We start from the raw sequence: 24,706 nt of genomic DNA, 5'->3' as shown, positions 1-24,706 counted from the left end.
ATTATTCAGACTTGAGTTAAAAGTCTGATTCACCCAATATGACCAGCAAATTTAGCACGAATCTATACTCCCCAGGCTTATTTGATATTACCCAAGATATCATCGGCACACTACCACTGAAACTAATTAAAGAGTGGTTGGAGAGTGAGCAAACCCCAGAAGCAGCCTTGAAGTTACTGGAACCGTATAAAGTCACAGGTTATAGCGTATCTTCCGACTCTGCTGGACTGACCAAGTTAACTAAGCAAAAGGGCTTGCTGGAAATATTGGCAATCATTAACCAGCCCAAAGAAATTGTCTACAGCTTTGGTAGTACCATTGGTGGCAAGGGAGTTGGTATTTGGGCTGCTGACAATACTCAAATGTTTTATCCGACATCCGTTAGGCCGGAAACTATTTTGTCTGCACTGCTAACGGTTCAACAGGAAATTAGTAAACGTTGCCAAATTAAAATTGGATTGGGCGCACATTATGGCGAATTTTACTACATTAACGGTGGATTGTATGGATTAGAAGCAGATGCGATCGAAGAGGTTGCTGAAAATGAAACCGAAGGTGGTGAGATAGTTATTAGCCAAGCCTTTTATGACCTATTGCCAGCTAACCACAATTTTACTATTACTCAAAGAAGCGAATTAGCAACAGAGATCGGCAATATTTTCCGCGTGGTAGATGGGCCAAGTTTACCTGATGTGCCGCCTTTGAATACCCAATATCCTATTCCCTATTCTGAAACTTTTTATGCTGACTTGGTAGCTTATGAAAGCCGACTGACTGATACTAACTTTGGTAAAGAGTTAGCAGATAAGTATTTGCAGAATAAAGTTGTTGTTCTAATTGAGCGGGAAAGTCAAGCGGCGGAAGTTCATGAAACTGCTTTATTTACTAATCTATCGCTTTCTGCTGTCATTAAAGATGTAGGATTGCGTCTTTTAGAGCAAAACCAAGGTACAGAAATCAAGGTAGTAGGTACTATCGGAATTTATACTTTTGATCAGGCTACTGTGGCGATCAACTTTGTCCAAGAATTACGCCAAGAATTTGCAGCCAAAGGTATTGCTACTCGGATTGGCATTGATGCAGGCCCGGTTTTAATTTTCGATTTAGCACTTGGTGGTAGAGACATTGCTGGGAACCCAGTCAACGTTGCTTCCAAAATGGCTCAAGATAAAGGTCAGTTTGGCAAGTTTTATCTGAGTAGCACGTTGAAAGAATTTTTGGATGTGAGCCAATTTACAGAAATTAAATATACAGTTTCTGGTGTCGAATTTACTATATATGAAGGTTAATTCAACTCTGCTCCCCGCGACGGTGGTTAGCAGCTTGTAATAACAGAGATTCCGCAAAAGCGATCGCATCACTTGCAGATTTACCACCAGTGAACTGCGCTAGTTCTTCCCGCTTAGTAGTTACCGCGATCGCAGGTGCTTGAGATTGTCTCAAAGCAATCTTAGTATAATGGTAGATATAAGTAAGTCGTTGGAAATAAACCAAATTATGTTACGAAACGTAAATAGGCTTAAAACCTTGACCAATGACAAAGGACAAAGGACAGCTCCAGCCAGTTAGCTTTAATTGCACCGACTTACTTAAGCCCAGTTTCTGAGCCGCAATGTTAAAGACTAAATCCTTTTTCTAGGTGAGCATTATGAGCAATAACCTTCCAGCAGACGCTGCAAAAGGTTTTAACTTAGCCGAGACTTCGATGAATAAGGAGTCGCCTTTTGGGGAAACTGACGGATTGCTCTTGTATAAAGAAGAGTGTAAGACTCCAGAATTCTTAAACTCATCCTTTTGCATACATCTATTTGGCGAACTAGTTGTTGTAGATCACTATGTACTGTTGTTTCCTGATTCAGAAACTCTTACAAACTACGCTGATACTCTGGTCAACTATGATGCCAAAATCACGGAAGGGCCAGGAAAATGGCCTGATGATTTTTGTCCAGAGCAAAACCTATTGCCCGAAGATGCTAGCATGTACTTTCTCTCAGCCTTAATGCCGTCAGGCATGATTTTGGTACTGCTTGCGCCTAATACGCCAGATGAACGGATCGCTAACTTATTCCAGAAGCGAGGTTTTAATACTGTCCATCACGTTGCAATTATTGTTGATGATATCTATGCAGCAGCAGAAGTATGGCAGAACAAGGGCTTTATTCCTCTGTCTATGACTCCTCAAGAAGATGGCTCCTTGTGCCAATGGTTTTTTCGCAACTGGGCAGGCCAAATTATAGAACTAATCTGCCGCCGATGGATGGGTAGAGAGACTTTTTCCTGCGATAACATCGCTGGTTTACGCCTTTCAGAATTGGCAGCCTAAACTCGTCAGTATAATTCGTAATTGAGAATAGTGATGCTACACGCTTTTATATCTCCATTGATTAATCAAGTTACTCTCTACCATTAATTACGAATTACGAATTAACGCCGTGTGCAACTTTCTCTCAAAGAAAATCGGCGGGAATCCCATCCCAACAAGAGGGGTGGGAGGATTAGCCGCTCGCCTCCAAAGTCATTAGAGACGCGATTAATCGCGTCTATCATTGGTCATTGGTACTAATGACCAATGACTAATGACTAATGACTTCGATTTCCCCCCGGCTTCAAGCCGGGGGATGAAACCCCCAACCCCTTCGCTACTAGCGTTGGGGAGCAAGAATCAAAGCCTCTCGACCCTTGCCTAACGGCAGGCTGACGCCAACGGGGAGAGAAATGGAAGCGGGGTTTTAAGAATAAGTTCACATCGCGTGAATTAGTAATTATTTGGTCAAGTTTGCTCCCCGCGACGGTGGTTAGCAGCTTGTAATAACAGAGATTCGGCAAAAGCGATCGCATCACTTGCAGATTTACCACCAGCTAACTGCGCTAATTCTTCCCGGCGTGTGCTTAAATTATCCAAGGTAGTAACTCTGACAACGGTACGCTGCTCGGCGTTGTCATTGTTGGCTTTTTTACCTTTGCCTTGATTGATAGTTTGTTTATCCACGCGAAAATGGCGATCGGCCATTGCCGCAACTAAAGGCTGGTGGGTAACACATAATACTTGATTGCGTTGACTTAGCTGATGTAATTTTTCCGCGATCGCTTGGGCGACTCTTCCCGAAACCCCGACATCAATTTCATCAAAAACCATTGTCCCAGCTACATCAACCTGAGAAAAACAAGCTTTCAGCGCCAGTAAAAAGCGGCTCATTTCCCCACCAGAGGCAATTTCCGTTAAAGGTTGTAGTGGTTCTCCAGGGTTGGAACTAAACATAAAGGTAATTTTATCTGCTCCCATCGCAGTTGGGAAAGTAGGCACTATTTCAACCAGAAACTTTACCTTTTCCATCGCTAGGGGCTTGAGTTGAGCTATCAAACGTGATTCTAAATTAGCAGCCGCCTGACTCCGCAGTTGAGTTAACTGATTAGTAGCTTGGGTGAGTTTTTCAAAACACGCCTTTTCTTGCTGTTCCAAGTTTTCGATAGATTGTTCACTGTCGTTAAGTTGGGCTAATTCCTCTTGGATACGTTGGTAATAAGCGATCGCTTCTTTTAGTGTCGGCCCATACTTGCGGCAAATTTGCTTTAATTCCTGAATCCGTTCTTCCACCTCTAACAACCTCTGGGGATCGGCTTCCAAACCATCACCATAAGCATTAATCTGCCTTCCGACTTCCATTACCGCCGCTTGCGCGTCCCGCACCAATTCCAATAGGGGTTGCAGTTGCGTATCATATTCCACCATGTGATTTAATGTCACTTCACTGTCTCCCAATAAATCTGCGGCGGCGGGAGTTTCATTATCGTTTTGATACAAAGCTTGATAAACTTTGTAACTCATTTGTTGCAAATCGACGACATGATTCAGGCGTTCCCGTTCTTGTCCCAACTGTTCCAATTCATTAGCTTCGCCCAGATTAGCTGCTCCCAATTCTTGCACTTGATAGGTGAGCAAATCGAATTGTTGCAACCGTTCCCGTTCTGATGTCCGGCGTTTTTCTAGTGCTAGATGTGCCTGTTGGTAAGTACTGAAGCTCTTAGCGACCTGATGACGCTGCTGCATTAGAGAGTCGCCGCCATATAAATCTAACCAGTCGCGGACTTGGGCAGATTGTCCCACCTGCACCGTTTGACCTTGGGCTGTGATTTCCACCAAGCGATCGCGCATTCCTCCCATAATTTGCCGATTTACCAACACGCCATTCACTCGCGATCGGCTGCGGATATTACTAGTAGTCGCTGTGATTTCTCGGGTAATTACTACGGAATTTTCATCAAGCAAATCTATTTCTTGTTCGGTCAACCAAGCAGCTAGGGGAGCGTTTGAAGTGAAAGTCGCTTCTACCATCGCCCGACTTGTCCCCGTGCGAATGACTCGACTAGAGACTTTACCACCCAAAGCAGCATCAATGGCATCCAAGATAATCGATTTTCCAGCGCCGGTTTCACCTGTTAACACATTTAGTCCCGCGCCAAATTCCAATTCCAGTTGGTCAATTAGGGCAAAGTTTTCAATTCGCAGGCAAAGCAACATCAAGCCAAATTCTCCATGAGGGCAGATGCCGGATACTTCCAACTTACTAGACAATAAGTATTATCTGTCAGCAACTAGCAATATTTAACTACTATTGAACTAGTATGCCCATTTAAGTTTAGCAGACCTATTGGTAGTGGGATGAGGGAGATGAGGGGGATGAGGGAGATGAGGGGGATGAGGGGGATGAGGGAGATGAGGGGGATGAAGGAGACAAGGAGAATAACCAATGCCCAATGCCCAATGCCCATTCCCCACTCCCCACTCCCCACTCCCCACTCCCCACTCCCTCAACATATTGTTACAATACTTAACGTGATCGTTCTGACTGGTGGCCTTCTTCATGATTGTTAAGACACTTCCCCCTAGTTCCCAACCGATTCAGGAAGACCGTCCCAACGGCACAAATCGCCGAGGTGAACTGGACGTTATTGATATAGTGCCAGAAAAAAATGGTACACAAGACTTGGTTGTGCAATCACCAAGACTCTTAGCCGCGCAAAAGGTGAGGACAACTGCCCAACCTGAGACGCTTTACGATCCCGTGGGCATAGCGGCGCATTACCAAAATAGACCTCTGCAAGTTGTAGGGCGGATTTTCGCTGTGTTGAGGCCGACTCTATCTTTTGCTTTTGGGTTGTGGTCGGATGGTAAACGGGGAGTTGTCGTCAAAAATGATCGCCGCCGAGCCACTCAGCTACGAATATTGCTGACCCAACTGGGGCCTGCTTACATCAAAATTGGACAAGCTTTGTCCACCAGACCGGATCTGGTTCCTCCCGTATATTTAGAAGAATTAACTAAGCTACAAGACCAATTACCGCCTTTTCCCAACGAAATTGCTTACCAGTTTATTAAAGAAGAACTAGGCGCACCTCCAGAAGAGGTTTACGCTGAACTCTCCGCCCAGCCAATTGCTGCGGCTTCATTGGGGCAAGTCTATAAAGGTAAGCTAAAAACTGGTGAAGAAGTCGCCGTTAAAGTCCAACGCCCTGACTTAAGAGAGCGGATTGCCATTGACTTGTATATTTTGCGTAAGCTGGCTGCTTGGGTGCAGAAAAAGGTCAAACGGGTCAGAAGTGACTTAATTGGGATTCTCGATGAATTAGGCGATCGCATTTTTGAAGAAATGGACTACATCCATGAGGGTGAAAATGCTGAACGATTCTTTGAATTATACGGTCATATCCAAGACATCTATGTACCAAAAATTTACTGGGAATATACCAATCGTCGCGTCTTGACGATGGAGTGGATTAACGGCATCAAATTAACCCAGACAGAAGAAATTAAAGCCCAAGGCATAAATGCTCGTTACTTAATTGAAGTGGGTGTACAGTGTTCCCTGCGCCAATTGCTAGAACACGGATTTTTCCACGCTGATCCGCACCCTGGTAATTTGTTAGCAACACCAGATGGTAAATTGGCTTATCTCGACTTTGGGATGATGAGTGAGATTCAGCCAGCACAGCGTTATGGTTTAATTGAAGCGATCGTCCACGTCGTTAACCGCGACTTTGAAGGATTAGCAAAAGATTACGTTAAGTTGGATTTCTTATCACCAGAAACCGATTTAACACCAATTATCCCAGCTTTTGCGAGAGTCTTTGCTGATGCTGAAGGAGCCAGTGTTGCCGATCTTAATATTAAAAGCATCACCGATGAACTATCGGCTTTGATGTATGAATATCCTTTCCGCGTACCGCCCTACTACGCCTTAATTATTCGCTCCCTCGTGACGCTCGAAGGTATTGCAATATTTATAGATCCCAACTTTAAAGTTCTGAGTGAAGCTTATCCTTACGTTTCTAAACGCCTGTTAACAGACCCAGCACCGCAATTAAGAGCATCATTGCAAGATTTGCTATTTAAAGATGGCAGATTTCGCTGGAACCGTTTAGAAAACTTATTACGAAATGCGCGTAATAGTCAAGATTACGACTTTAATTTAGTGCTGAATCAGGGGATAGAATTTCTGTCATCTGAACGCGGTGCTTTCATTCGTGACAAGTTAGTAGATGAATCTGTTAACGGACTCGATGCTTTAGGTAAAAATGTTTTGCATAACTTCACTTCCCTGTTGCGGGAACGAGTAGGCTTGACAGCAGTTAATAAAACTCCGTCGGCGACAGTTGAGCAACAACAAACCTTGGAGCATATCAAACGTATATTGGGTATTCTACGAGAAACAAAAGGCTTTGACCCAGTGGAACTTGTACCCCAAATTGCCCAGTTATTGGTAAATTCCGATGTCCAACGTTTGGGTCAACAAATTGCTAACCGCTTCACGCAAAAGGCTGTAGCCAGGTTAATTCGACAATTATTGGCATCGTAGTAAAAGTTATGAGTTAAAAACTTTCTTTAACTCATAAATTAACATGAATTCGACGGTTGATATAGTGTTTGTCTGATTACTTACTTAAATCCGAAGAACCCCACCCCGCCAAAGCTACGCTTCGTCTCCCCTCCCCGCTCTTCGAGAGGGGATTAACAGAGTATGTTCAGTTTAATTCTCCTGCCTGTAGAGGCAGCACGTTTTGTGTCAGGGTAAAATCCCCGTTATAAAACGTAATTGCGAATTGGTTTAAGGGGTGGGGTGCAATGTTCAGTGGAAATCATAACTAAGGGACTTCCAAGAAATAAATTATCGAAAAAAACGAACCACTCCAGACGCAGAGAAGCCAGTGCGTTGGGCGGGTTCCCCGACTTGAAGCAACTGGCGCAACACAGAGAGAAGAGAAATAGAGAGGATTTTTGCGTCAGTTTTGGGATATTTTTTTATTTGGAAGTTCCTAATGATCCGAACATGATATGATGTAGTATTTGTCTAGAAAATCGTAGGTTGGGTTGAGGAACGAAACCCAAGATTTTGCGAGGTTTGTTGGGTAACGCATTGCCTCAACCAAACTTACGAATATTTTTAACCGAGCAGTATTGCAACTCTTCCAGCTTTTCTAAGACCTTACTAGCACTTTGGACAACGCTTTCTTCATTAGTTTTGCATTCGACTTCAGGACGGAGTGGTATTTCATAAGGATCATCAATACCAGTGAAGTGCTTAATCTCCCCGGCTCTTGCTTTTTTATATAACCCTTTTACGTCTCGCTGTTCACAAACTTCTAATGATGCATTGACGTAAACTTCAATGAAATATGGAATATTTTGGCGCACTTGTTCCCGAATTTCACGGTACGGTGAGATCGCCGAAACCAATACAATTACATTATTTCTGGTCAGAAGGTGAGCCACAAAGCCAATGCGCCGAATATTCTCTTCTCGATCGTCTTTACTGAAACCCAACCCTTTGCATAGGTTTTGACGTACTGCGTCACCATCCAGAACTTCAACTCTGTATCCCTGTATCCGCAGTTCCTTCTCTACAAATTGACAGATGGTAGTTTTTCCTGCACCACTCAGACCAGTGAACCATACTGTGACACCATACTCTTGTTGTCTCATCCTATCTCCGCCGTAGATTTCAAATGGCATACCAAAAAAAAGTAAAACTGGTGTAGTTAAGTATCAGAAAGAAAAACGAACCGCAAAGGACGCGAAGAAAGAAGTTAAAAGGGTTTGGCACAGCCTTATAAAGAAATGGTATTAACTACAATTTAGATATTTTTTTAATTGGAAGTCTCTTATAGGCCAATACAGTTCAGTTAAGCATTTCTTCCTTTGCGTCCTTTGCGGTTCGTTAAATTGACTTTGACAAAGAGTTTTAGCCTTAACCCAAGCGTATTGTCTTATAGGTAACACAATTGCAAACTTTTAACTTTCTTCTTGGGGATAAACATTTTTCTCACGTTTGAGGCTTTCTTCTAAGGCTTGAATTTGTTCACGACGAGCTTCCAATTCTAAGGAACGTCGCGCTAAGTCTTGGTTTTGCAACGTCAGGGATTGTCGCCAATGTTCGGCTCGTTCAGCTTCCTGCTGCAAAAATTCTGGGGTAATGCCAATGGTGAGGTAGCTTTGTACAAGATGGAGTACCCAGTTGGTGGCGTCTTCTATTCTTTCAATGTCGCCTGTAGAGGAAAGTTCCACTAGAATAAGCAAGTTCTCACTCATAATCTTTCCCTTTCCCAACAGAATAAAAGCTTCTTCGGGAATTATCGCCCACAAGTTATCAGCTTCTTGACGCGCCAACAAGCGTAACTGGTGCTGGTCTAAAAAATCGTTTTTACGCACCTGAGCTAGATATCGCATGAGGGTCGCTTCGCTCCAATTAAAAATTAAAAATTAAAAATTAAAAAAAATTTAATAAAAAAATAAGTGCCAGAATTGATATTTGGATCTTGTTAATTCGTAATGGGTAATTGGGAGTTATTAAGACTCCCACTACCCATTACAGTTATCCTAAACCACGCAGGCGATCGCGCAAAATTTCTGTTTGCTTCTGTGCTTCCGCTAAGGCATCCCGCGCCCCTTGCACCACGTCGGCTCTAGCTCTATCCACAAAACTAGGATTGTTTAATCTGGCACTCAGGGATTGAACTTCTGCATCAGCTTTACTCAGGCTTTTCTCTAGTTTGGCACGCACAACTTCAGTATCTACTACCCCGCTCAGAGGAATTAGCACTTGTATTGTACCAATCACACCAGCGATCGCATTTTCTGATTCTTGTGGTTGTTCTAATTCTGTCTGCGGGAAAAATCGGCTCCATAACCTTTGTCTAGATTGAGCAGTTAGTAAATTTTGGCTGACAAACCAAGCTGTATAACCAAAACCAACTAGTTCAAAGAAAGTTCCGACAATGGGAGTCTCATCAATGGCATTTCCCACAGCTAAACCCAATTTACCAAAAACAATCGCCACAATAATTAAACCAATTGTCTTCAAAGCTCTTTGAGGTTTTTTAGCAGCAACAGTTTGGTTTTCTGGCTTGTCAGTAATAGTTAAAGTCTCAACTTTCGCCAAATCTTTAATATAACCCTGTCCAGCAATGAGGATTTCTCGCTCCTTCTCGCTTTCAGTTTGCAAATTCGCTGTCACTTTTACCCCTGGTTTAATATCCGCCTCTGCACGCAAATTCCGAATTGTGCGGATAGTAGCAATCAACAATTCAAACTGTTCTTCTAATGCTGAATCAATTAGGTTTGCATCCACCTGGGGATAGATTTGTAACGGTAAAGTTTGCGGTACCGTTGGTTGTTGGGTGAGAGTCTGCCAAATTTCCTCGGTAATATGCGGCATGAAGGGATGAAGTAATTTCAAAATCCCTTCCAGCACGTAGCCAAGAGTTTGCTGTGCTACCCGCCGCGATGCGGGATCTGCATCTGGCTGAAGGCGAGATTTCACCAGTTCAATATACTGATCGCAGAAATCACCCCAAATAAACTCGTAGAGTCCTTTTGCTGCTTCCCCTAAACCGTAATTATCGATGTAATTGGTGGTTTGTTTGACAACTTGATGATACCGCGAGAGAATCCAGCGATCGCTCAATTCTATAGCTACTGGGTTTCCCAATTGTTGCGGCGTTTGTCCATCCAAATTCATCATCACAAACCGGGCAGCATTCCACAACTTATTAGTAAAGTTGCGAGACGCTTCTACAGATGCCGATTCATCCTTTTTGCGATCGTATTCCAATCTGATATCTTGACCCGCACCAGCCACTTCCCTAATTAGGGTATACCGTAGAGCATCAGTACCATATTTGTCAATTAATAACAATGGGTCAATACCATTACCTTTGGTCTTAGACATCTTCTGACCTTTTTCATCCAGCACCAAGCCGTGGATGTAAACCGTTTGGAAAGGCATTTCTCCCGTCAAATGCCCAGCCATCATTGTCATTCTGGCTACCCAGAAAAAGATGATGTCAAAGCCTGTCACCAAAGTGGTAGTCGGGTAATAAGTTGCTAAATCCTGAGTTTGTTCTGGCCAGCCCAAAGTCGAAAATGGCCAGAGTCCAGAAGAAAACCAGGTATCTAACACATCTGGGTCTTGTTCTAAGTTGACATTTTCACCAAATTGCGCTTTAGCTTTTTCCCAAGCTTCAGTTTCCGATTTCGCCACCACAAACGGCGTGTTATCGGTAATTTGCCCAGCCGTTTCACTGACAGCGTACCAAGCCGGAATTTGGTGTCCCCACCATAATTGACGAGAAATACACCAATCTTTGAGTTTTACTAGCCAATCACGATAGACCTTTGTCCAGCGTTGGGGGACAAACTCTGGGGAAGTTTGCTGGTCGAGGAATTCGAGAGTGTTGTCAGCGAGGGGGCGAATTTTGACAAACCACTGAGTCGAGAGGAGGGGTTCAATAGGTACTTTACCGCGATCGCTGTAGGGAACGGTATGCTTATAATCTTCTATCTTCACCAGAAAGCCATCTGTTTCCAGGCGAGAAACCACATTCTTTCTAGCAACAAAGCGGTCTTGTCCTTGAAACTCCCCGGCATTGGCGTTGAGAGTGCCGTCTTTATTCATAATATTGATCAACGGCAGATTGTGACGCTTACCCATATCAAAATCGTTCGGGTCATGGGCGGGAGTCACTTTCACGCAACCCGTACCGAAAGTGGGATCAACAAATTCATCGCCAATGATCGGAATTTCTCGTTGTAGAATCGGCAGAGTTAAAGTTTTGCCAATGAGATGTTTGTAGCGATCGTCATTGGGATTAACTGCTACTGCCGTATCACCCAGCATCGTTTCTGGTCTAGTTGTCGCCACCTCTACAAAACCAGAACCATCGGTGAGGGGATAGCGGAAGTGCCAGAGATTCCCATTCACCTCTTGATTTTCTACTTCCACGTCAGACACAGCCGACTGCGAAGCTGGACACCAGTTAACTAAATATTCACCACGATAAATTAACCCTTCCTCGTAAAGACGAGTAAACGCCTCGACAACAGCTTTAGATAAACCCTCATCCAGGGTAAACCTTTCCCGTGACCAGTCCACCGAGACACCCAAGCGTCGTAGCTGATTCAGAATCGTTCCCTCAGACTCCGCCTTCCATTGCCAAGCGCGTTCTAGGAATTGTTCGCGTCCCAACTCGTAGCGAGTCTTACCCTCTGTTTTGAGTTGCCTTTCCAGCATAGTATGCACAGCAATGCTGGCGTGGTCAGTTCCGGGTAGCCACAGGGTATTGCGCCCCTGCATCCGGTGGTAGCGCACGAGGGTATCAATCAACGCACTTTCAAAAGCGTGACCCATGTGCAAGCTGCCGGTGACATTCGGCGGTGGAATGACGATGCAGTAGGGTTCGCCGCCTTTGTTGGGGTCAGCTTTGTAAACTTGGTTGTCTTCCCAGAATTTTTGCCACTTGGCTTCAGTGGAAAAGGGGTCGTAGAGACTGGGGAGATTGGGAATGGTTGCGGTCATGCGGGGCAAACTAAGGAAGGACTTTAATAAATTTTGCCACAGGGTTGGAGAGGGATTGATGGAAACGAACCGCAGAGGCGCAGAGAACGCGGAGCGAAGAGAGTTGGGAGAGGAGATGAATCGGCTTACGGGAGAGGTGATTGGGGCGGCAATTGAGGTGCATAGAGTGTTGGGGGCAGGGTTTTTGGAGGAGGTGTATAAGGAAGCGCTGATTATAGAATTTTTAAGGCGTGGGATACCTCATGAGTTTGAGAAGTCGGTAACAGTGAATTACAAAGGACATGAAGTAGGTAAAGGTAGATTAGATTTTCTAGTTGCCAATCGTCTAATTTTGGAATTGAAAGCTGTTCAAAATTTAGCCCCAATCCACGAAGCTCAAGTCCTCTCATATCTTAAAATGACTCATTACCCCCTAGCTCTGCTCATCAACTTTAACGTCCCCTTCCTTAAAGACGGCATCAAACGTATTATCTTCTCTTCTTAACTCCTCTCTGTGTCCTCTGCGCCTCTGCGGTTCGTTCCCCAAATGCAGGTGTACGCACAAAATTCCTTGAATTACCTCTTGTACAACTTCTTTACTTAAGCTGCCATCTACCCGAACAATTCGTGAAGGATAGGATGTTGCTAAATGTGCATATCCTTCTTGAACGCGCCGATGAAAAGCGATTGTCTCCTGTTCAATCCGGTCTAGTCCGACTTTGCCTAAGAGTTTGCGAGAAAGTCCCACTTCCACATCAACATCTAACCAAATAGTTAGGTCACTTTCTAAGCCACCAGTAGCAATATAGTTAAGCTGATTGATTAAACTCATGTTAAGACCCCGACCATATCCTTGGTAAGCAATGGTAGAGTCAGTGTAGCGATCGCATAAAATATATTTCCCGGCTGCAAGATTTGGTTTGAGTTCTTGTTCAACGTGTTGCGATCGGTCAGCAGCATACAACAAAAGTTCTGTTACTTCTGCAACTGGTTTATCTTCTGCCTTTTCTAGTAGCAAGCGGCGAAGATGTAAGCCTAACTCTGTTCCTCCTGGTTCACGAGTTACAACCACAGAAACACCCAGACTTTCCAACCACTCAGCACAAAGCTGCATTTGGCTGGTTTTACCACAGCCTTCTACCCCTTCAAATACAATTAATTTGCCACTCATGCTTTTTTATCAGAAGAATTCAGAACTCAGGAGTCAGGAGTCAGAATGAATTCTGTACGAGATTCTTGAGTTTTAATGTTTGATTCCCTTAAACCGTTCTTGTGCCACTTGAAATGCTTCTTGCATTACCAATTGAATTTTCTGGGGATCGGGTTTCTTACCTCCCATTAAATCACCAAAGTAAACGCAGGCTGCTTCCCCTAGTGCCCAAGTATAGGCGGCTGCCCAAGAAGCTGCGATCGCACTGCCAAAACCTGGTATAAATTTAATTAACTCTCGTGCAATAGCCTGTGCTAAAAAACCACCTGCGATCGCACTGACAACGCCTCCTGCCTGAGATGGCGTAATTGTCTGCCCATATAATTTACCCAACAGACCCACCATTGATACTTGCAAAGCAGTGAGTACCGGCATTGTGGCAAACGGCAGAGGTACAGCCGCGAGGGTGGCAGACATAATCGCAAATGGCAAAATATAACGGCGTGCAGCATCTCGGTAAAGGTTGCCAATTTTCTTCCCAGCTTCTTCTTGATCTAAAAGCTGATAAATCGCCTGCGCTTCTGCTTGTGGGAGTAGTTCTGCTAAGGAATCTCGCAGTGCTTCTAAGCCATAAAATACCGGAGTGTAGCCATCTTCTTCTAAGGTAAAGTCAATGAGTACAGAGTGGTTAGTTATGCCGACGAAGGCTTGTTGCATTGCGGCAAATGCGCGGTTGACTTCCTGATAATCTGGCGGATAGGCGGGATGATCGATGATATCGGCAGGATAAACCTCATGCAAGCAGGTAACTACCAAGAGACAGGGAATGTCTGGATATTGCTGACGCAACTGTTTAGCAATTTGTCGTAGCGTCTCAGTTGCAAAATCATTGATTTTAACTGTCAGAAGCAGGATTCTGGCGGAACGAGTCTCTTTTTGTAAATCGCCAGCTAATTCCTGAATGATGACGTAAGTATCTTGTTTAACATCACCCAGCCCCACCGTATCAGTAAAAATCAGTAACGGCAGGTCATTGGAAGGATAGGCATAGCGCTGGGTATGTTGCGTGTGGGGGCGAAATCCCTGACCGACAATTTCGGCAGAAACTCCCGTCAATCCCCTGACAATAGAACTTTTTCCGGCTTGGGGTTTACCAATTAGCAGCGCTTCTGTAGTTGGTAGTTCGGCTCGGATTTTCTCTAAAATGTCTGCAACCTGAGCCTCGCTCACACTAAACCATTCAACAACTGTCTGTGCCAGTTGTTCTACGGGTAGGAGTTGCGTTAGACGTGTTGTTGCATTATTCCAGACACCACCAATGCGGTTTGTCCAGGAATTATCGACCGACTTGGTAGTTGCTCCATCGGTCGGTTCACTCAATTGCTGAGAATCAGTTGACGGTGAGTCAGCATCGCGTTGCTCAGTCATTTCCATCCAAACGGTAGATAGCTGTCTTTAATTTAGGACACTTCATGGTGTTTAAGATTGAAATTGTTGACATAGAAAACCCTTTTACTCATCTTATAGCGATTCTCAAAGGGATAACTAGTACCGTTAGTAGTGTTATAAAGTTGGGCGATCGCGTTTTTTAATTACCTTTACCGTCTTGCTTCTTTAAGGAGACACTGGCTCCTCACTATGTCTCCATGTTTTAAATCACACGCTGACTCCGAAGTATCTGTTATCACAGATCACCAACTTTGAGTGAGATGTTATCCTATGTTCGGCTTGCTTTTCCTAATTAAGATCACTTCGCTTATTCCCTTTGGGGTTGGACTAATTAACCCAAAACTGGTGCTTCGTGGAGAAAAACGCACTCGGCGTAAAAGCTCTGAGGTTTATCTGTCCGCGTTTGTGCTTTCCTTTGTTGGAATGATCGTCTTTGTTCCAAAGCCTGAGCCAGCAGTGGTAATCGCACCAGCAATAAAATCAAAGTTATAACTATGTCATTGCAAAGGTAGCGGTAGTGGTAGCGTCTCCTAGAGAAGTGAAGTGAAGCAATTACAAGGGTTGTGAGCTTTTTATATTTTGTTACATAATTAGGTTGATTTGTGCATATCTACTTATTTCAAGCGATCGCAACATCGATAAATTATGAGTGCGAACTTTGACGATACTATCCTCAAGTACTTTTGTAACCTAGAAGATCCCAGAATTGAGCGTACTAAACAACATCAATTGGTAGATATTTGAATCTTTTAGATAGAGATAAAACGGTGCGTGGAAGTGTTGCGATGAAAAGATATCGCGCAGGTTTAGATAACAACTACCTACTTCAAGTTATTGCAGCCATTTAAGTCTTCTCTCACGTCAAAAATTTAGCTATAAATGGTAGTTTTAGGTTGACTAAACAATTTTTTTATGAAGATGTTGCCGTAAATACACAACTTTACAGTTTGATAAATCGGCAAATACATCTGGAAATTACAACTCATAAAATTGGTTATTTGTCAAATAAAATTAGATGCGTTTGCCCTGGAATTTTCCCCCTTCCCTAGCAGGGAAGTGGGCTAGGGGGTTAGGTCACTCGATGATTTTTCCACATGACGTGAAAAGTCTGGTTAACAAGCTGCAAAACTTGCACCTCTTCTTGTGGGGAAATTAATGTTTTACCTATCGGGAGAACAGCTAAGGCATTGGTTTGAGCTAAATTAATTAAATTGCCGGAACTGTGACTACCACCAGCTTTATGAAATTCGTAACCTCCATCAATTAAATGCAATTTACCCCAAAGGTAAGTTTCATGCTTGCCGTCCGATCGCAATTCATCATGCGATCGCACTTTCAAAAATACTGGTTCCCAACCTTCAGTAATTCCCGAAAGTTTCTTGATTGCTGGTAGCACAAACCGCCAAAAAGTTACTAAAACAGCACCAGGGTTTCCTGGTAAACCAAAGTAGAGTGGGGAGTGGGGAGTGGGGAAGGTGGCGACAGTGAGGGGTTTTCCTGGCTTTATCTGTACAGCACGAATGTGGATTTTTGCTCTTAATGACTCTAAAATTTTGTCAACATAATCATAATCTCCCACTGAGACACCACCAGAAGAGAGAACTATATCAGCGATCGCAACGGCGTGGGTAATGACTTTCTCTAGAGCAACTGGATCATCCTTTACAATACCTAAAATTAACGGTTCTGCCCCACTTTGTCTTACTAAAGCTGCGATCGCATACTGATTAGAATCCACAATTTGCCCTGATTGCAACGGTTGATCAACTGATACCAACTCATCACCAGTAGAAAAAATTGCCACACGCGGATGACGATAAACACTTAATTGCGGACATTGTGCTGCTGACAATACGGCAATTTCTGGGGCATTTAACTTAATTCCTGCTGGTAATAATTGTGTTCCAGCTTGATAAAAAGATGCTTTATGTCTGACAAATTCTTGTGGTTTTGGCGCATCCAGGATAAATACGCGGTTTTCTTGCCGATGTGTCTTCTCTTGCATAACTATAGTATCTGCACCTGCTGGCATCACCGCACCTGTGAAAATCCTTGCTGCTTGTCCTGGCTGAATCGTAGACTTTGGCTGATAACCAGCCGGAATTTCTTCAATAATTTCTAAAACGGCTGGTTGTTCGGTGCTAGAGTGCTGTACATCTTGATAGCGAACTGCGTAACCATCCATTGCCGAATTATCCCAATGGGGAAAATCTAGCGAACTGGTGACAGAGGTTGCCAAAATGCGACTATCGGCTGCCAATAAATCGACAACTTCTGTATCCCGTTGATCATCCAACGGCTGCACCAAATTTAAAATAATTGCTTCTGCATCGCTGACTGATAACATAGCGATCGCCTCCGACTTTTTACATTTATTCCTGTAAAGTAACACTGACCACTCAATCAAGAGAGCATTTTGTTCTAATGATTCTGAGTTGTTGAAAGCTGCTTAATTTTATTGCTTGATTTTGGAGGTTGTTTTTTTGTCTTATTTATACCCCCTAAACGCTTACGTCAAGAGTAACTTGGATCATCTCTACCAATACCTAATTCTCTTAGCTTGGCTTTGACACTTGCCCAGTCTTGACCACAGTAGTAGTATTTTTTCTCTAGTAAGTTTACCAAATAGTATCCTATCTTCCCACCATTAATCCGAAATAATTCAACAACAACTTTCTTTTTAGTTGTACCGAACATGAATTCTATATCACCCTCATTTGGCAGATTCAGTGGGTTATAAAAGGTTTTACCTCTAATAAAATGCCAATAAGATTTTTCGGGGGTAATTTTACGTTCGATAATTCGGTATTTAATAGGATGAATTATTTTTTTCATAGAAACTTCTTAAGAGTTAAACTTTTTCTGTTTGAGGGTAAATCCCAAACTACATACTGCTAGCAAACCTATAATTATGCTTCCTTCGGGGACTTTGGATACCTGAACTGAATTGTTACTTAAATCTAGTATTTGCTTTGTGCCTGCTACATTTCTGTTGTTAAAACCAAATTCTTTAGGTAGAACCTCGTCACTAAAACCTTCATCTATGAGTGCGAGATTATTATTAAGCCATGTGTCAGCAGGAAGCTCATCATCCTTGCCTAGATCAAAGGGGCCAAAAATTTGCTCTTTAGTGCTATCAAAGTTGAATCTGAAAAAGCTGTAGTTAGATACCCCACTAAGTACAGGAGTAAAACTATTGATGAGATTACTCAAGGGATCAAAGAAGGAAATTGAGAGAGACTGCAAGTTCTTCGTAGCTCCCAAACCTGTTTCAGAAATGACGCTTGGAGCAGTCGTTGTATCGTAGTTAAATGAACCTTTAGCTGAATAACCAGTGTTTCCTTTCCAGCTAAAGTTGAACTCCGCAGCATCAGCTAGGTTGTTGGTGGTTATAGCGATCGCCAAGGCTAAAGCAGTAGTCGTTACCAGACTAATAGGTGTTTTCGTAAACAGATGTGTCATAGATACAACTTCCAAATTAATTAAAATAGTCCAGACAAAAGTTTTACCTTTTCTTAGTACACGTTACCGCGAAAAAGGATCGAAAATAAAAACTGCGATCCTATCTAGACACGTTTCATTCAAAAAGTGAATTCCTTACCTCATTTCTGGTGGACTGTACTAAGTAAGTCGACGAGTAAATTTTTCAGTATATAACTAAATGTTAATAAAAGCTTGACAAATGATTCATTCAATAATAGCAAGTAAAGATTAACTTTCTTTGGCACTCAATCTTAAATCTTAAAAGGAAAAGCTATTCACAAATGAACGATTACGCCCTTGTGCTTTTGCTTGGTAGAGAGCTTGATCGGCTGCTTTGATTAGATCAAGAGTAACCAAATCAGTAACAGGTATTACTGTCGCAATTCCTATACTCAGCGTGATACATTGCTTTACAGTCGATGCAGTATGCGAAATATTCATCTGTTGGATAGCTTCATGAATTTGTTGGGCAATATTAATAGCTCCATCCCTGTCAGTATCTGGTAAGATAACAGCAAATTCTTCTCCTCCGTAACGAGCAACCAAATCTGTCGAACGTTTAACAGTTCGTTTGATAGTTTGGGCAACGAGAGTTAAACAAGTATCTCCAGCAGTATGACCATAAGTATCGTTATATTGTTTGAAATAATCAATATCACATAGGAGTAATGAGAGAAAACATTTTTTCCGTAGGAGATCGTGCCAGATGTGATTCAGATTGATATCGAAAACTCGTCGATTGCCAATCTGAGTTAATTGATCAACCATTGCAAGATTTTCCAACTGCTGATTGGCAAGCTGTAACTGTTCACAAAGTTGTGATTGCTGGATAGCGATCGCCACTTGTGTTGCTAATTGCTTAAGTAGTTCACTTTCCCAAAGTTGCCACTCACGAGGAGTGCGGCAATGATGTGCAATTAACAAACCCCAAAGACCATCGCCTTGTAAAATTGGTACAATCAGCTTGGCTCTCACTTGCAACTGTTTCAATAACTCTAGATGACAAGCAGTTAATCCGGCGGTGTAGATGTCTGGAGTAACTTTGATCATACCCTGTTGATAAGATTGTCGTCCCTGCGTCTCCACAAAGTAGGTGTCTGTAATTTCCATATTCAGGATTGTCTTCCAGCCTTCTGCCACAGACTCCGTGACAACGATACCACTCCAATCGGCATTCATGCGGTAAATAATCACGCGATCGGTTTGCAAAAAATGTCGCACCTCGGCAACAGTTGTATTCAAAATTTCATCTAAATCTAACGACTGGCGGATGTGTTGAGCGATCGCAAAAACCATACATTCTCGTTTTGTCTGGTTTTGGAGTGCAAGTTCTATCTGTTTACGTGCTGTGATATCTGTAAATGAGGCAACGACTGCATAGGGTTTTGATTCATTGAGTCGAAACAATGGTTGAGAATTAATGGAAATCCAAGTTAAGCTGCCATCAGGTTTGTAAACCCCCATGACGACATTAAATTTTGGTTGTTCGGTGCGTAAAGTGACGATGGCGGGATGGGTTTCTCCTGGAAAAGGAGTACCATCTTCATGAATGGCTTTCCATAGCGGATCGATGGAAGTTCGCCCCATCATTTGCTCAGTATTTAGCCCTAAAATTTTTTCTGCACTTTCGTTACAGGCGGTAATGCGTCCATCAGCTTGTTGCAGTACGATACCTTCTGCCATTGCTGTAATGACAGAACGATAACGTTCTTCGCTTTCTCTGAGTGCAATTTCTGTACGTAAGCGATTGCTGATGTCTTCAAAAATATATAACCTGCCAAAGTACTGATCTCGACTATCCCGAATCTGGCTGGAGAAACGCCGAATTGTGCGCCCATCTACAAATAGAATTTCATCCTCAACTGTGGAACGATTCTCTTCAGACTGCAACGGTTTACAAGATTCAGCAAATGCTGTTAAATCTGCAATTAATGGTAGACAATCAGGAATGATATCATTGTTTTTCAGTTCACCAATTCGCATCTGGGTTTTCAAGTGTTCAATACCCCAAATTTCACAGAAGCGATCATTAAAATAAAGAATTTTGTCTGTACGGTTGTCAACAACATAGAATCCCAACAAAGAAGTGTATGTCATGGAGCGCAGCAAAGCTTGTTGCCAGCGCAACTCGTCTTCCGCACGCTGGCGTTCTTTGAGAGCAGATTGCTGAAGAACGATTCCAAGTTGTGTTGCTACCAGTTGTAGAAACTCAATTTCTAAATAACTCCATTGGCGGGGACTATCGCACTGGTGAGTAATTAGTAAACCCCACAATTGAGGAGATGAACTAGAAATTCCATACATCTCATGATTATTTACTAAAATTGGTACTACTAAATTAGCTCGAATCTGCAACTTAGTTAATAGCTCTTTGTAACAGGGATCAAGTAGTTTAGTATCAATATCTTCAATCACACCAACTCTTCCCTGTTGATATTGCTCTAACCATTGGGCATTAAAGCAGGGATCGTAAATTAATTGCCCCTGAATCGGCATCCATTCTGGGCTGACAGATTCTTCAGCTACTACTCCATCTCCATTAGGTAGGAAGCGATAAATAACAGCCCGATCGCTCTCTAAAGTTTTCCTGACTTCTGTGACGATGATGTGGAGAATTTCAATCAATTCAAATGACTGATTAATTTGCACAGTCAGCTTTCTAATTTGATGAAGGATTTGCTCTAAACTAATTTCAGCACACGATAGACGATTGAAGGACATGGCAGTATGAGAATCTCAACAAACAATACTAGTTAAATAATTTTTTATAATAAAAAAAATATTTAAAATTAGCAATTTAACTAATTAATTCCAAGATACTCGAATACTCAATTAAATATGACTAAATTTTTGAAGCTTTGCAGTAACTTTAACATGTGGTATTCCTCGATTGCTCACAAAGATAGAAAAAAGAGATTTCAGGCATTTTGAAGCATTCAATTTATGACATTTGGGAATGCTTTCGGAAATACCACCAAAATCACTGGTAGCGATCGCAATACTCAAAATGCCAAAGTCGTTAAATACCAACAGTTATCGCCGTCCTAAAGCGAAAGGGCAGCTTTGGAAAAACCACTATCACCACTAATCTTTCTTGCTGATGCACAACAAGCCAGATGGTTACTTTTCCACATCTCTTGAAAAGTTAGCTCAATCTTCACCTTAATATTAAAAACAGGAGCAATCATTATTCCCCAACCCCTAAATCAAAATACCTACTTTGTATGACTATCGAAAGAGTTCCCCAAAAACACTATCCCAAGGCTGAGATTGGGCGGCGAGGTATGGCATTGGGGCTTGATTTCCTTGGTGTCTGGTTAGTCAGTTCCCTATTGGGAAGCAGCAATATCGGGATTCAATTTGTTGAAATCTTAGTTTTCGTAATACTTTGGCTAGTTTTGCGGGTGCTGGTGCCATATAACAATCAAGGGCAAAGTTTAGGGCGTTGGGCGTTCGATTTAAAGGTGTTAGAAGTCGAAGATGGGCAAGTAATGGGCAGAATTCCAGATTTGCTCTCACTGGTGAAGCGAGAGGCGATCGTCGGCTTGGGTGCCCTTTTCGTGTCAATTGCCCTGAGCAATATTACAGCCAATCCCACTGCTATACTGCTAATACTTCCCCTAGCAATTGATTGTGGGACTGCCTTCTCTGATGTCCAGATGCGGCAGGCTTTACACGATCGCTATTGTGGAACTTTCATCGTTTCCTCACGTCGTGGCTACTCGCTCGATATAAAAATTAAAAGATTAGTTGAAAATATGCGGCGGAATGTGAGAAGATAGTGATTTGTGTTAATTCTCTTCAGGCTTCACTGTTTGTAAGATTATGGCTAAGAGTAAAGGTGCCCGCATAATTGTGACACTAGAGTGTACCGAGTGTCGGACAAATTCAAATAAGCGTTCTGCTGGTGTTTCACGTTATACCAGTACCAAGAATCGCCGCAACACGACTAACCGGCTAGAACTGAAAAAGTTCTGCACCCACTGCAATAAACATACCGTTCACAAGGAAATTAAGTAAAGATGAGTTATTTCCGTCGTCGCCTTTCTCCGATCAAGCCCGGAGAACCAATCGATTATAAAGATGTTGATTTATTGCGTAAGTTTGTCACCGAGCGGGGTAAGATACTACCACGTCGGATAACTGGCCTGACATCTCAGCAACAGCGAGAGTTGACATTAGCAATTAAACGTTCGCGGATCGTGGCTTTGTTGCCATTCATCAACGCGGAAGGCTAAAAATAGTGATGAGTTAGAAGTTATGAGTTATCAATTAACTCCTCACTCCTCACTCCTAACTAATTTAAACTGTTCACCAAATTAAAGTGCGAGAGTTGTGGAGAAGGGGACGCTAGTTGAATTTAGGGTTCAAGGCGATCGCCGTCTGGGCATCGTAGAACGTCCAGACGGTAAAACCCGCTGGTTTGTGGTAGACGAACGTGGTCAATCCCACAGCCTCGCGCCTAGACAAATAACTTATACAGTTAACGGACAGACTTACAAGCCCTCTGAGATTGCCAGCTTTTTGGAGCAGGTCAAGCCTTATTTAGATCCATCTAGCTTGGAAGTAGCTTGGGAATTACTGGTTGAAGATGGGGAAACAGTCACCCCAGACCAGATGGCGAATCTGCTATTTTCGGAATCAGCCGCGCCTCATTGTTACGCCGCCTATTGCTTGTTGTCAGACGACAAACTCTATTTCAAGCAAAAAGGAGACGCTTACGAGCCGCGAACTGCTGCTCAAGTGGCAGAACGCCAGCACCAACTCGATGTAGAGGCACTAAAAGCGAAGGGACAGCAGGAATTTTTAACTCGCGTAGAGCAGGCGCTCAAAGGTGAAGTAATAGAGTGGGGGCGCCACGATCGCCAACGCCTAGAAGGACTAGAAAAATACGCAGCGCTGATCGCTGACACCGTGCGGACAGGGGTCAATTATGACTCCTTGGCTCGCGCTTATCCGCCAAGCGCCCCAGTATTAGAAACTATGACCATGCTGGGACGACCCACAACACCCCAAGGAGCCTTTCAACTGTTGGTGGATTTGGGTTGCTGGAGTCCTTATGAAAACTTGTTCCTGCGTCGTTCTTCAATTCCAATTCAATTTCCTCATAAGGTATTAGAAGTGGCGCAACAGCGTTTGGATTTCCCGCCGATTGACTCAGATACCAACCGCCTGGATCTGACTCACCTGAAGGTCTACACCATTGATGATGAAACTACCACAGAGATCGACGATGGTCTAAGTTGGGAAGTACTCGCCGATGGACGGGAACGCCTATGGGTGCATATCGCCGATCCCACTAGATGGTTAGTGCCGGAAGATGAGTTAGATTTGGAAGCCAGAAAGCGGGGTAGCACAGTCTATTTACCTACGGGGATGATTCCCATGTTTCCAGAAGTATTGGCAACTGGGCCAATGAGTCTGATCCAGGGAAGGGTTTGTTGCGCCCTCAGTTTCGGGATTGTTTTAGGTACAACCGGGGTAGTAGAAGATTACAGTATTCATACCAGCTTGATTAAGCCGACTTATCGCCTCACCTACGAAGATGTAGATGAAATGCTGCAATTACGCGTACAAGCAGAACCGGAAATTGCCGCGATCGCTACTTGGGCAAAGAAGCGCAAAGCTTGGCGTTATGATCAAGGGGCAATTAGCATCACTATGCCCGAAGCGATGATCAAAGTCAAAGATGATGAGATCAACATTGACATTTTGGACGATTCCCCATCGCGGCAAGTGGTAGCAGAAATGATGATTCTTGCCGGTGAAGTTGCCGCTCGTTATGGTAAAGCTCATAACATACCTTTGCCCTTTCGCGGTCAACCACAACCGGAATTACCTCCAGATGAAGAATTGCTCCTACTTCCGGCTGGATTCGTTCGCGCTTGCGCCATGCGTCGTTGTATGCCCAAGAGTGAAATGAGTATTACGCCTTTGCGTCATGCTGGTTTAGGTTTGGATACTTATACCCAAGCAACCTCTCCCATCCGCCGCTACAGTGACTTGCTTACTCACTTCCAGTTAAAAGCCCATTTGCGGGGTGAAGTTTTACCATTTTCCGCAGAACAACTTAAAGAAGTGATGATAACTGTCACCAGCATCACCCAAGAGGTGACAATGGTGGAACGACAAACTAATAGATATTATGCTCTAGAGTATTTACGCCGTCATCCAGAGGAAACTTGGGATGTGACAGTATTGATGTGGCTGCGGGAAGACAGCAACTTGGCCTTAATTTTGTTAGAAGATTTGGGCTTGCAGTTACCAATGGTTTTCAAACGTTCTGTGAACTTGGGCGAACAGATATTGGTGAAAGTTAGCCACGCCGATCCGCAAAAAGATATGATCCAGTTTCAAGAAATAATTTATCAAGAAGCCCAAACAGCGGCGAATTAACTAATTTGTCATTTGTCATTCGTAATTTGTCATTTGTGATTAGATAACTGATAACTGTTGAAGTATGTGGTGTCAGAGTTTTTGAATTTTCCCCCTGAGAGTGTCGGGAAACGGGTTAGGTTTTTTATGGGCTTTTCCAGATGACTTGAAAAGTCAGCAACCTCTTTCGGTTAGCATATAGACTAGTTCCCGGTGCGAAACTCAGAAGGCTCATTCTATAAAGCCTAAAAACCAAGGTTTTAGTTCCTGGAAACATCTTAAATCCGTATCCTTATTTTTTGGAAATTTAGTTTCGCACCGGGAACTAACCTACTATTTGTGCTTCATCTTTGTGTTGCTAGCGATCGCTTTTAGGGAAAAGCTTTAATATAGTAATCAATTCAATTAGTTAAAAATACTG

General features: G+C 43.1%; 20 protein-coding genes. 8 read left to right on the top strand and 12 right to left on the bottom strand.

Annotated features, from left to right (window positions below; genetic code table 11):
• The first annotated feature begins 38 nt into the window (after window positions 1-38).
• Complete coding sequence (locus V7L05_RS13865; protein WP_335164706.1) at window positions 39-1,289, top strand: family 3 adenylate cyclase; 1,251 nt, start codon at window positions 39-41, stop codon at window positions 1,287-1,289.
• A gap of 1 nt (window position 1,290) precedes the next feature.
• On the opposite strand, the gene V7L05_RS13860 is transcribed toward V7L05_RS13865, so the two are convergent.
• Window positions 1,291-1,443, bottom strand: a complete 153-nt coding sequence (locus tag V7L05_RS13860; protein ID WP_335164705.1) for a hypothetical protein — start codon at window positions 1,441-1,443, stop codon at window positions 1,291-1,293.
• Window positions 1,444-1,648: 205 nt separating this feature from the next.
• Between V7L05_RS13860 and V7L05_RS13855 the strand changes: the two genes are divergently transcribed.
• Window positions 1,649-2,323: a VOC family protein gene (locus tag V7L05_RS13855; RefSeq protein ID WP_335164704.1), complete on the top strand. Its 675-nt coding sequence runs from the start codon at window positions 1,649-1,651 to the stop codon at window positions 2,321-2,323.
• A gap of 447 nt (window positions 2,324-2,770) precedes the next feature.
• Here V7L05_RS13855 and recN read toward each other — a convergent pair whose 3' ends face one another.
• Both recN and V7L05_RS13845 read right to left on the bottom strand, forming a co-directional pair.
• Complete coding sequence (recN, locus tag V7L05_RS13850; protein WP_335164913.1) at window positions 2,771-4,519, bottom strand: DNA repair protein RecN; 1,749 nt, start codon at window positions 4,517-4,519, stop codon at window positions 2,771-2,773.
• 127 nt (window positions 4,520-4,646) lie between these two features.
• A complete protein-coding gene (locus tag V7L05_RS13845; RefSeq protein WP_335164703.1) occupies window positions 4,647-4,805 on the bottom strand; it encodes a hypothetical protein in 159 nt (52 codons plus the stop codon).
• 57 nt (window positions 4,806-4,862) lie between these two features.
• Between V7L05_RS13845 and V7L05_RS13840 the strand changes: the two genes are divergently transcribed.
• The gene (locus tag V7L05_RS13840) at window positions 4,863-6,854 is read left to right on the top strand and encodes an ABC1 kinase family protein (protein WP_335164702.1); all 1,992 of its coding nucleotides are present in this window, start codon (window positions 4,863-4,865) and stop codon (window positions 6,852-6,854) included.
• A 563-nt stretch (window positions 6,855-7,417) separates the two neighbouring features.
• Here V7L05_RS13840 and cysC read toward each other — a convergent pair.
• From cysC to V7L05_RS13825, 3 genes are all read right to left on the bottom strand, one after another.
• Window positions 7,418-7,978, bottom strand: a complete 561-nt coding sequence (gene cysC / locus V7L05_RS13835) for an adenylyl-sulfate kinase (protein WP_335164701.1) — start codon at window positions 7,976-7,978, stop codon at window positions 7,418-7,420.
• A gap of 309 nt (window positions 7,979-8,287) precedes the next feature.
• Complete coding sequence (locus tag V7L05_RS13830; protein WP_334832148.1) at window positions 8,288-8,722, bottom strand: hypothetical protein; 435 nt, start codon at window positions 8,720-8,722, stop codon at window positions 8,288-8,290.
• Window positions 8,723-8,867: 145 nt separating this feature from the next.
• Entirely contained in the window at window positions 8,868-11,849 is a 2,982-nt protein-coding gene (locus tag V7L05_RS13825) for a valine--tRNA ligase (RefSeq protein WP_335164700.1), read from the bottom strand.
• A gap of 58 nt (window positions 11,850-11,907) precedes the next feature.
• Between V7L05_RS13825 and V7L05_RS13820 the strand changes: the two genes are divergently transcribed.
• On the top strand, window positions 11,908-12,333 hold the full coding sequence (locus V7L05_RS13820; protein WP_335164699.1) for a GxxExxY protein: 426 nt from the start codon (window positions 11,908-11,910) through the stop codon (window positions 12,331-12,333).
• Here the strand turns inward: V7L05_RS13820 and tmk are convergent.
• The 6 genes from tmk to V7L05_RS13790 form a co-directional block, all read right to left on the bottom strand.
• Complete coding sequence (gene tmk / locus V7L05_RS13815; RefSeq protein ID WP_335164698.1) at window positions 12,262-12,999, bottom strand: dTMP kinase; 738 nt, start codon at window positions 12,997-12,999, stop codon at window positions 12,262-12,264. The genes V7L05_RS13820 and tmk overlap by 72 nt on opposite strands.
• Before the next feature lie 72 nt (window positions 13,000-13,071).
• Window positions 13,072-14,406: a GTPase family protein gene (locus V7L05_RS13810; protein WP_335164697.1), complete on the bottom strand. Its 1,335-nt coding sequence runs from the start codon at window positions 14,404-14,406 to the stop codon at window positions 13,072-13,074.
• Between the two features lie 1,090 nt (window positions 14,407-15,496).
• Window positions 15,497-16,774 carry a molybdopterin molybdotransferase MoeA gene (locus V7L05_RS13805; RefSeq protein WP_335164696.1) on the bottom strand — a complete coding sequence of 426 codons (1,278 nt, stop codon included), beginning with the start codon at window positions 16,772-16,774 and terminating at the stop codon, window positions 15,497-15,499.
• Between the two features lie 167 nt (window positions 16,775-16,941).
• Window positions 16,942-17,262: a hypothetical protein gene (locus V7L05_RS13800; protein ID WP_335164695.1), complete on the bottom strand. Its 321-nt coding sequence runs from the start codon at window positions 17,260-17,262 to the stop codon at window positions 16,942-16,944.
• A gap of 9 nt (window positions 17,263-17,271) precedes the next feature.
• Complete coding sequence (locus V7L05_RS13795; protein ID WP_335164694.1) at window positions 17,272-17,889, bottom strand: PEP-CTERM sorting domain-containing protein; 618 nt, start codon at window positions 17,887-17,889, stop codon at window positions 17,272-17,274.
• A 279-nt stretch (window positions 17,890-18,168) separates the two neighbouring features.
• A complete protein-coding gene (locus V7L05_RS13790; protein ID WP_335164693.1) occupies window positions 18,169-20,631 on the bottom strand; it encodes a diguanylate cyclase in 2,463 nt (820 codons plus the stop codon).
• Between the two features lie 503 nt (window positions 20,632-21,134).
• Here V7L05_RS13790 and V7L05_RS13785 point away from each other — a divergent pair.
• The 4 genes from V7L05_RS13785 (at window position 21,135) to V7L05_RS13770 (ending at window position 24,306) form a co-directional block, all read left to right on the top strand.
• Window positions 21,135-21,692 (top strand): RDD family protein, encoded by a 558-nt coding sequence (locus tag V7L05_RS13785; RefSeq protein WP_335164692.1) that lies wholly within the window; start codon window positions 21,135-21,137, stop codon window positions 21,690-21,692.
• Between the two features lie 43 nt (window positions 21,693-21,735).
• The gene (rpmG, locus tag V7L05_RS13780; RefSeq protein WP_196524501.1) at window positions 21,736-21,930 is read left to right on the top strand and encodes a 50S ribosomal protein L33; all 195 of its coding nucleotides are present in this window, start codon (window positions 21,736-21,738) and stop codon (window positions 21,928-21,930) included.
• 2 nt (window positions 21,931-21,932) lie between these two features.
• Window positions 21,933-22,148: a 30S ribosomal protein S18 gene (gene rpsR / locus V7L05_RS13775; protein ID WP_012411240.1), complete on the top strand. Its 216-nt coding sequence runs from the start codon at window positions 21,933-21,935 to the stop codon at window positions 22,146-22,148.
• 97 nt (window positions 22,149-22,245) lie between these two features.
• Complete coding sequence (locus V7L05_RS13770) at window positions 22,246-24,306, top strand: ribonuclease catalytic domain-containing protein (RefSeq protein ID WP_335164691.1); 2,061 nt, start codon at window positions 22,246-22,248, stop codon at window positions 24,304-24,306.
• The last annotated feature ends 400 nt before the right edge of the window (window positions 24,307-24,706 follow it).

The organism is Nostoc sp., from assembly GCF_036917755.1.
In the GTDB taxonomy this organism is placed as follows: domain Bacteria; phylum Cyanobacteriota; class Cyanobacteriia; order Cyanobacteriales; family Nostocaceae; genus Nostoc.
The sequence above is the reverse complement of the archived record's forward strand: the minus strand, read 5'-3'. Positions and strand labels throughout refer to the sequence as shown.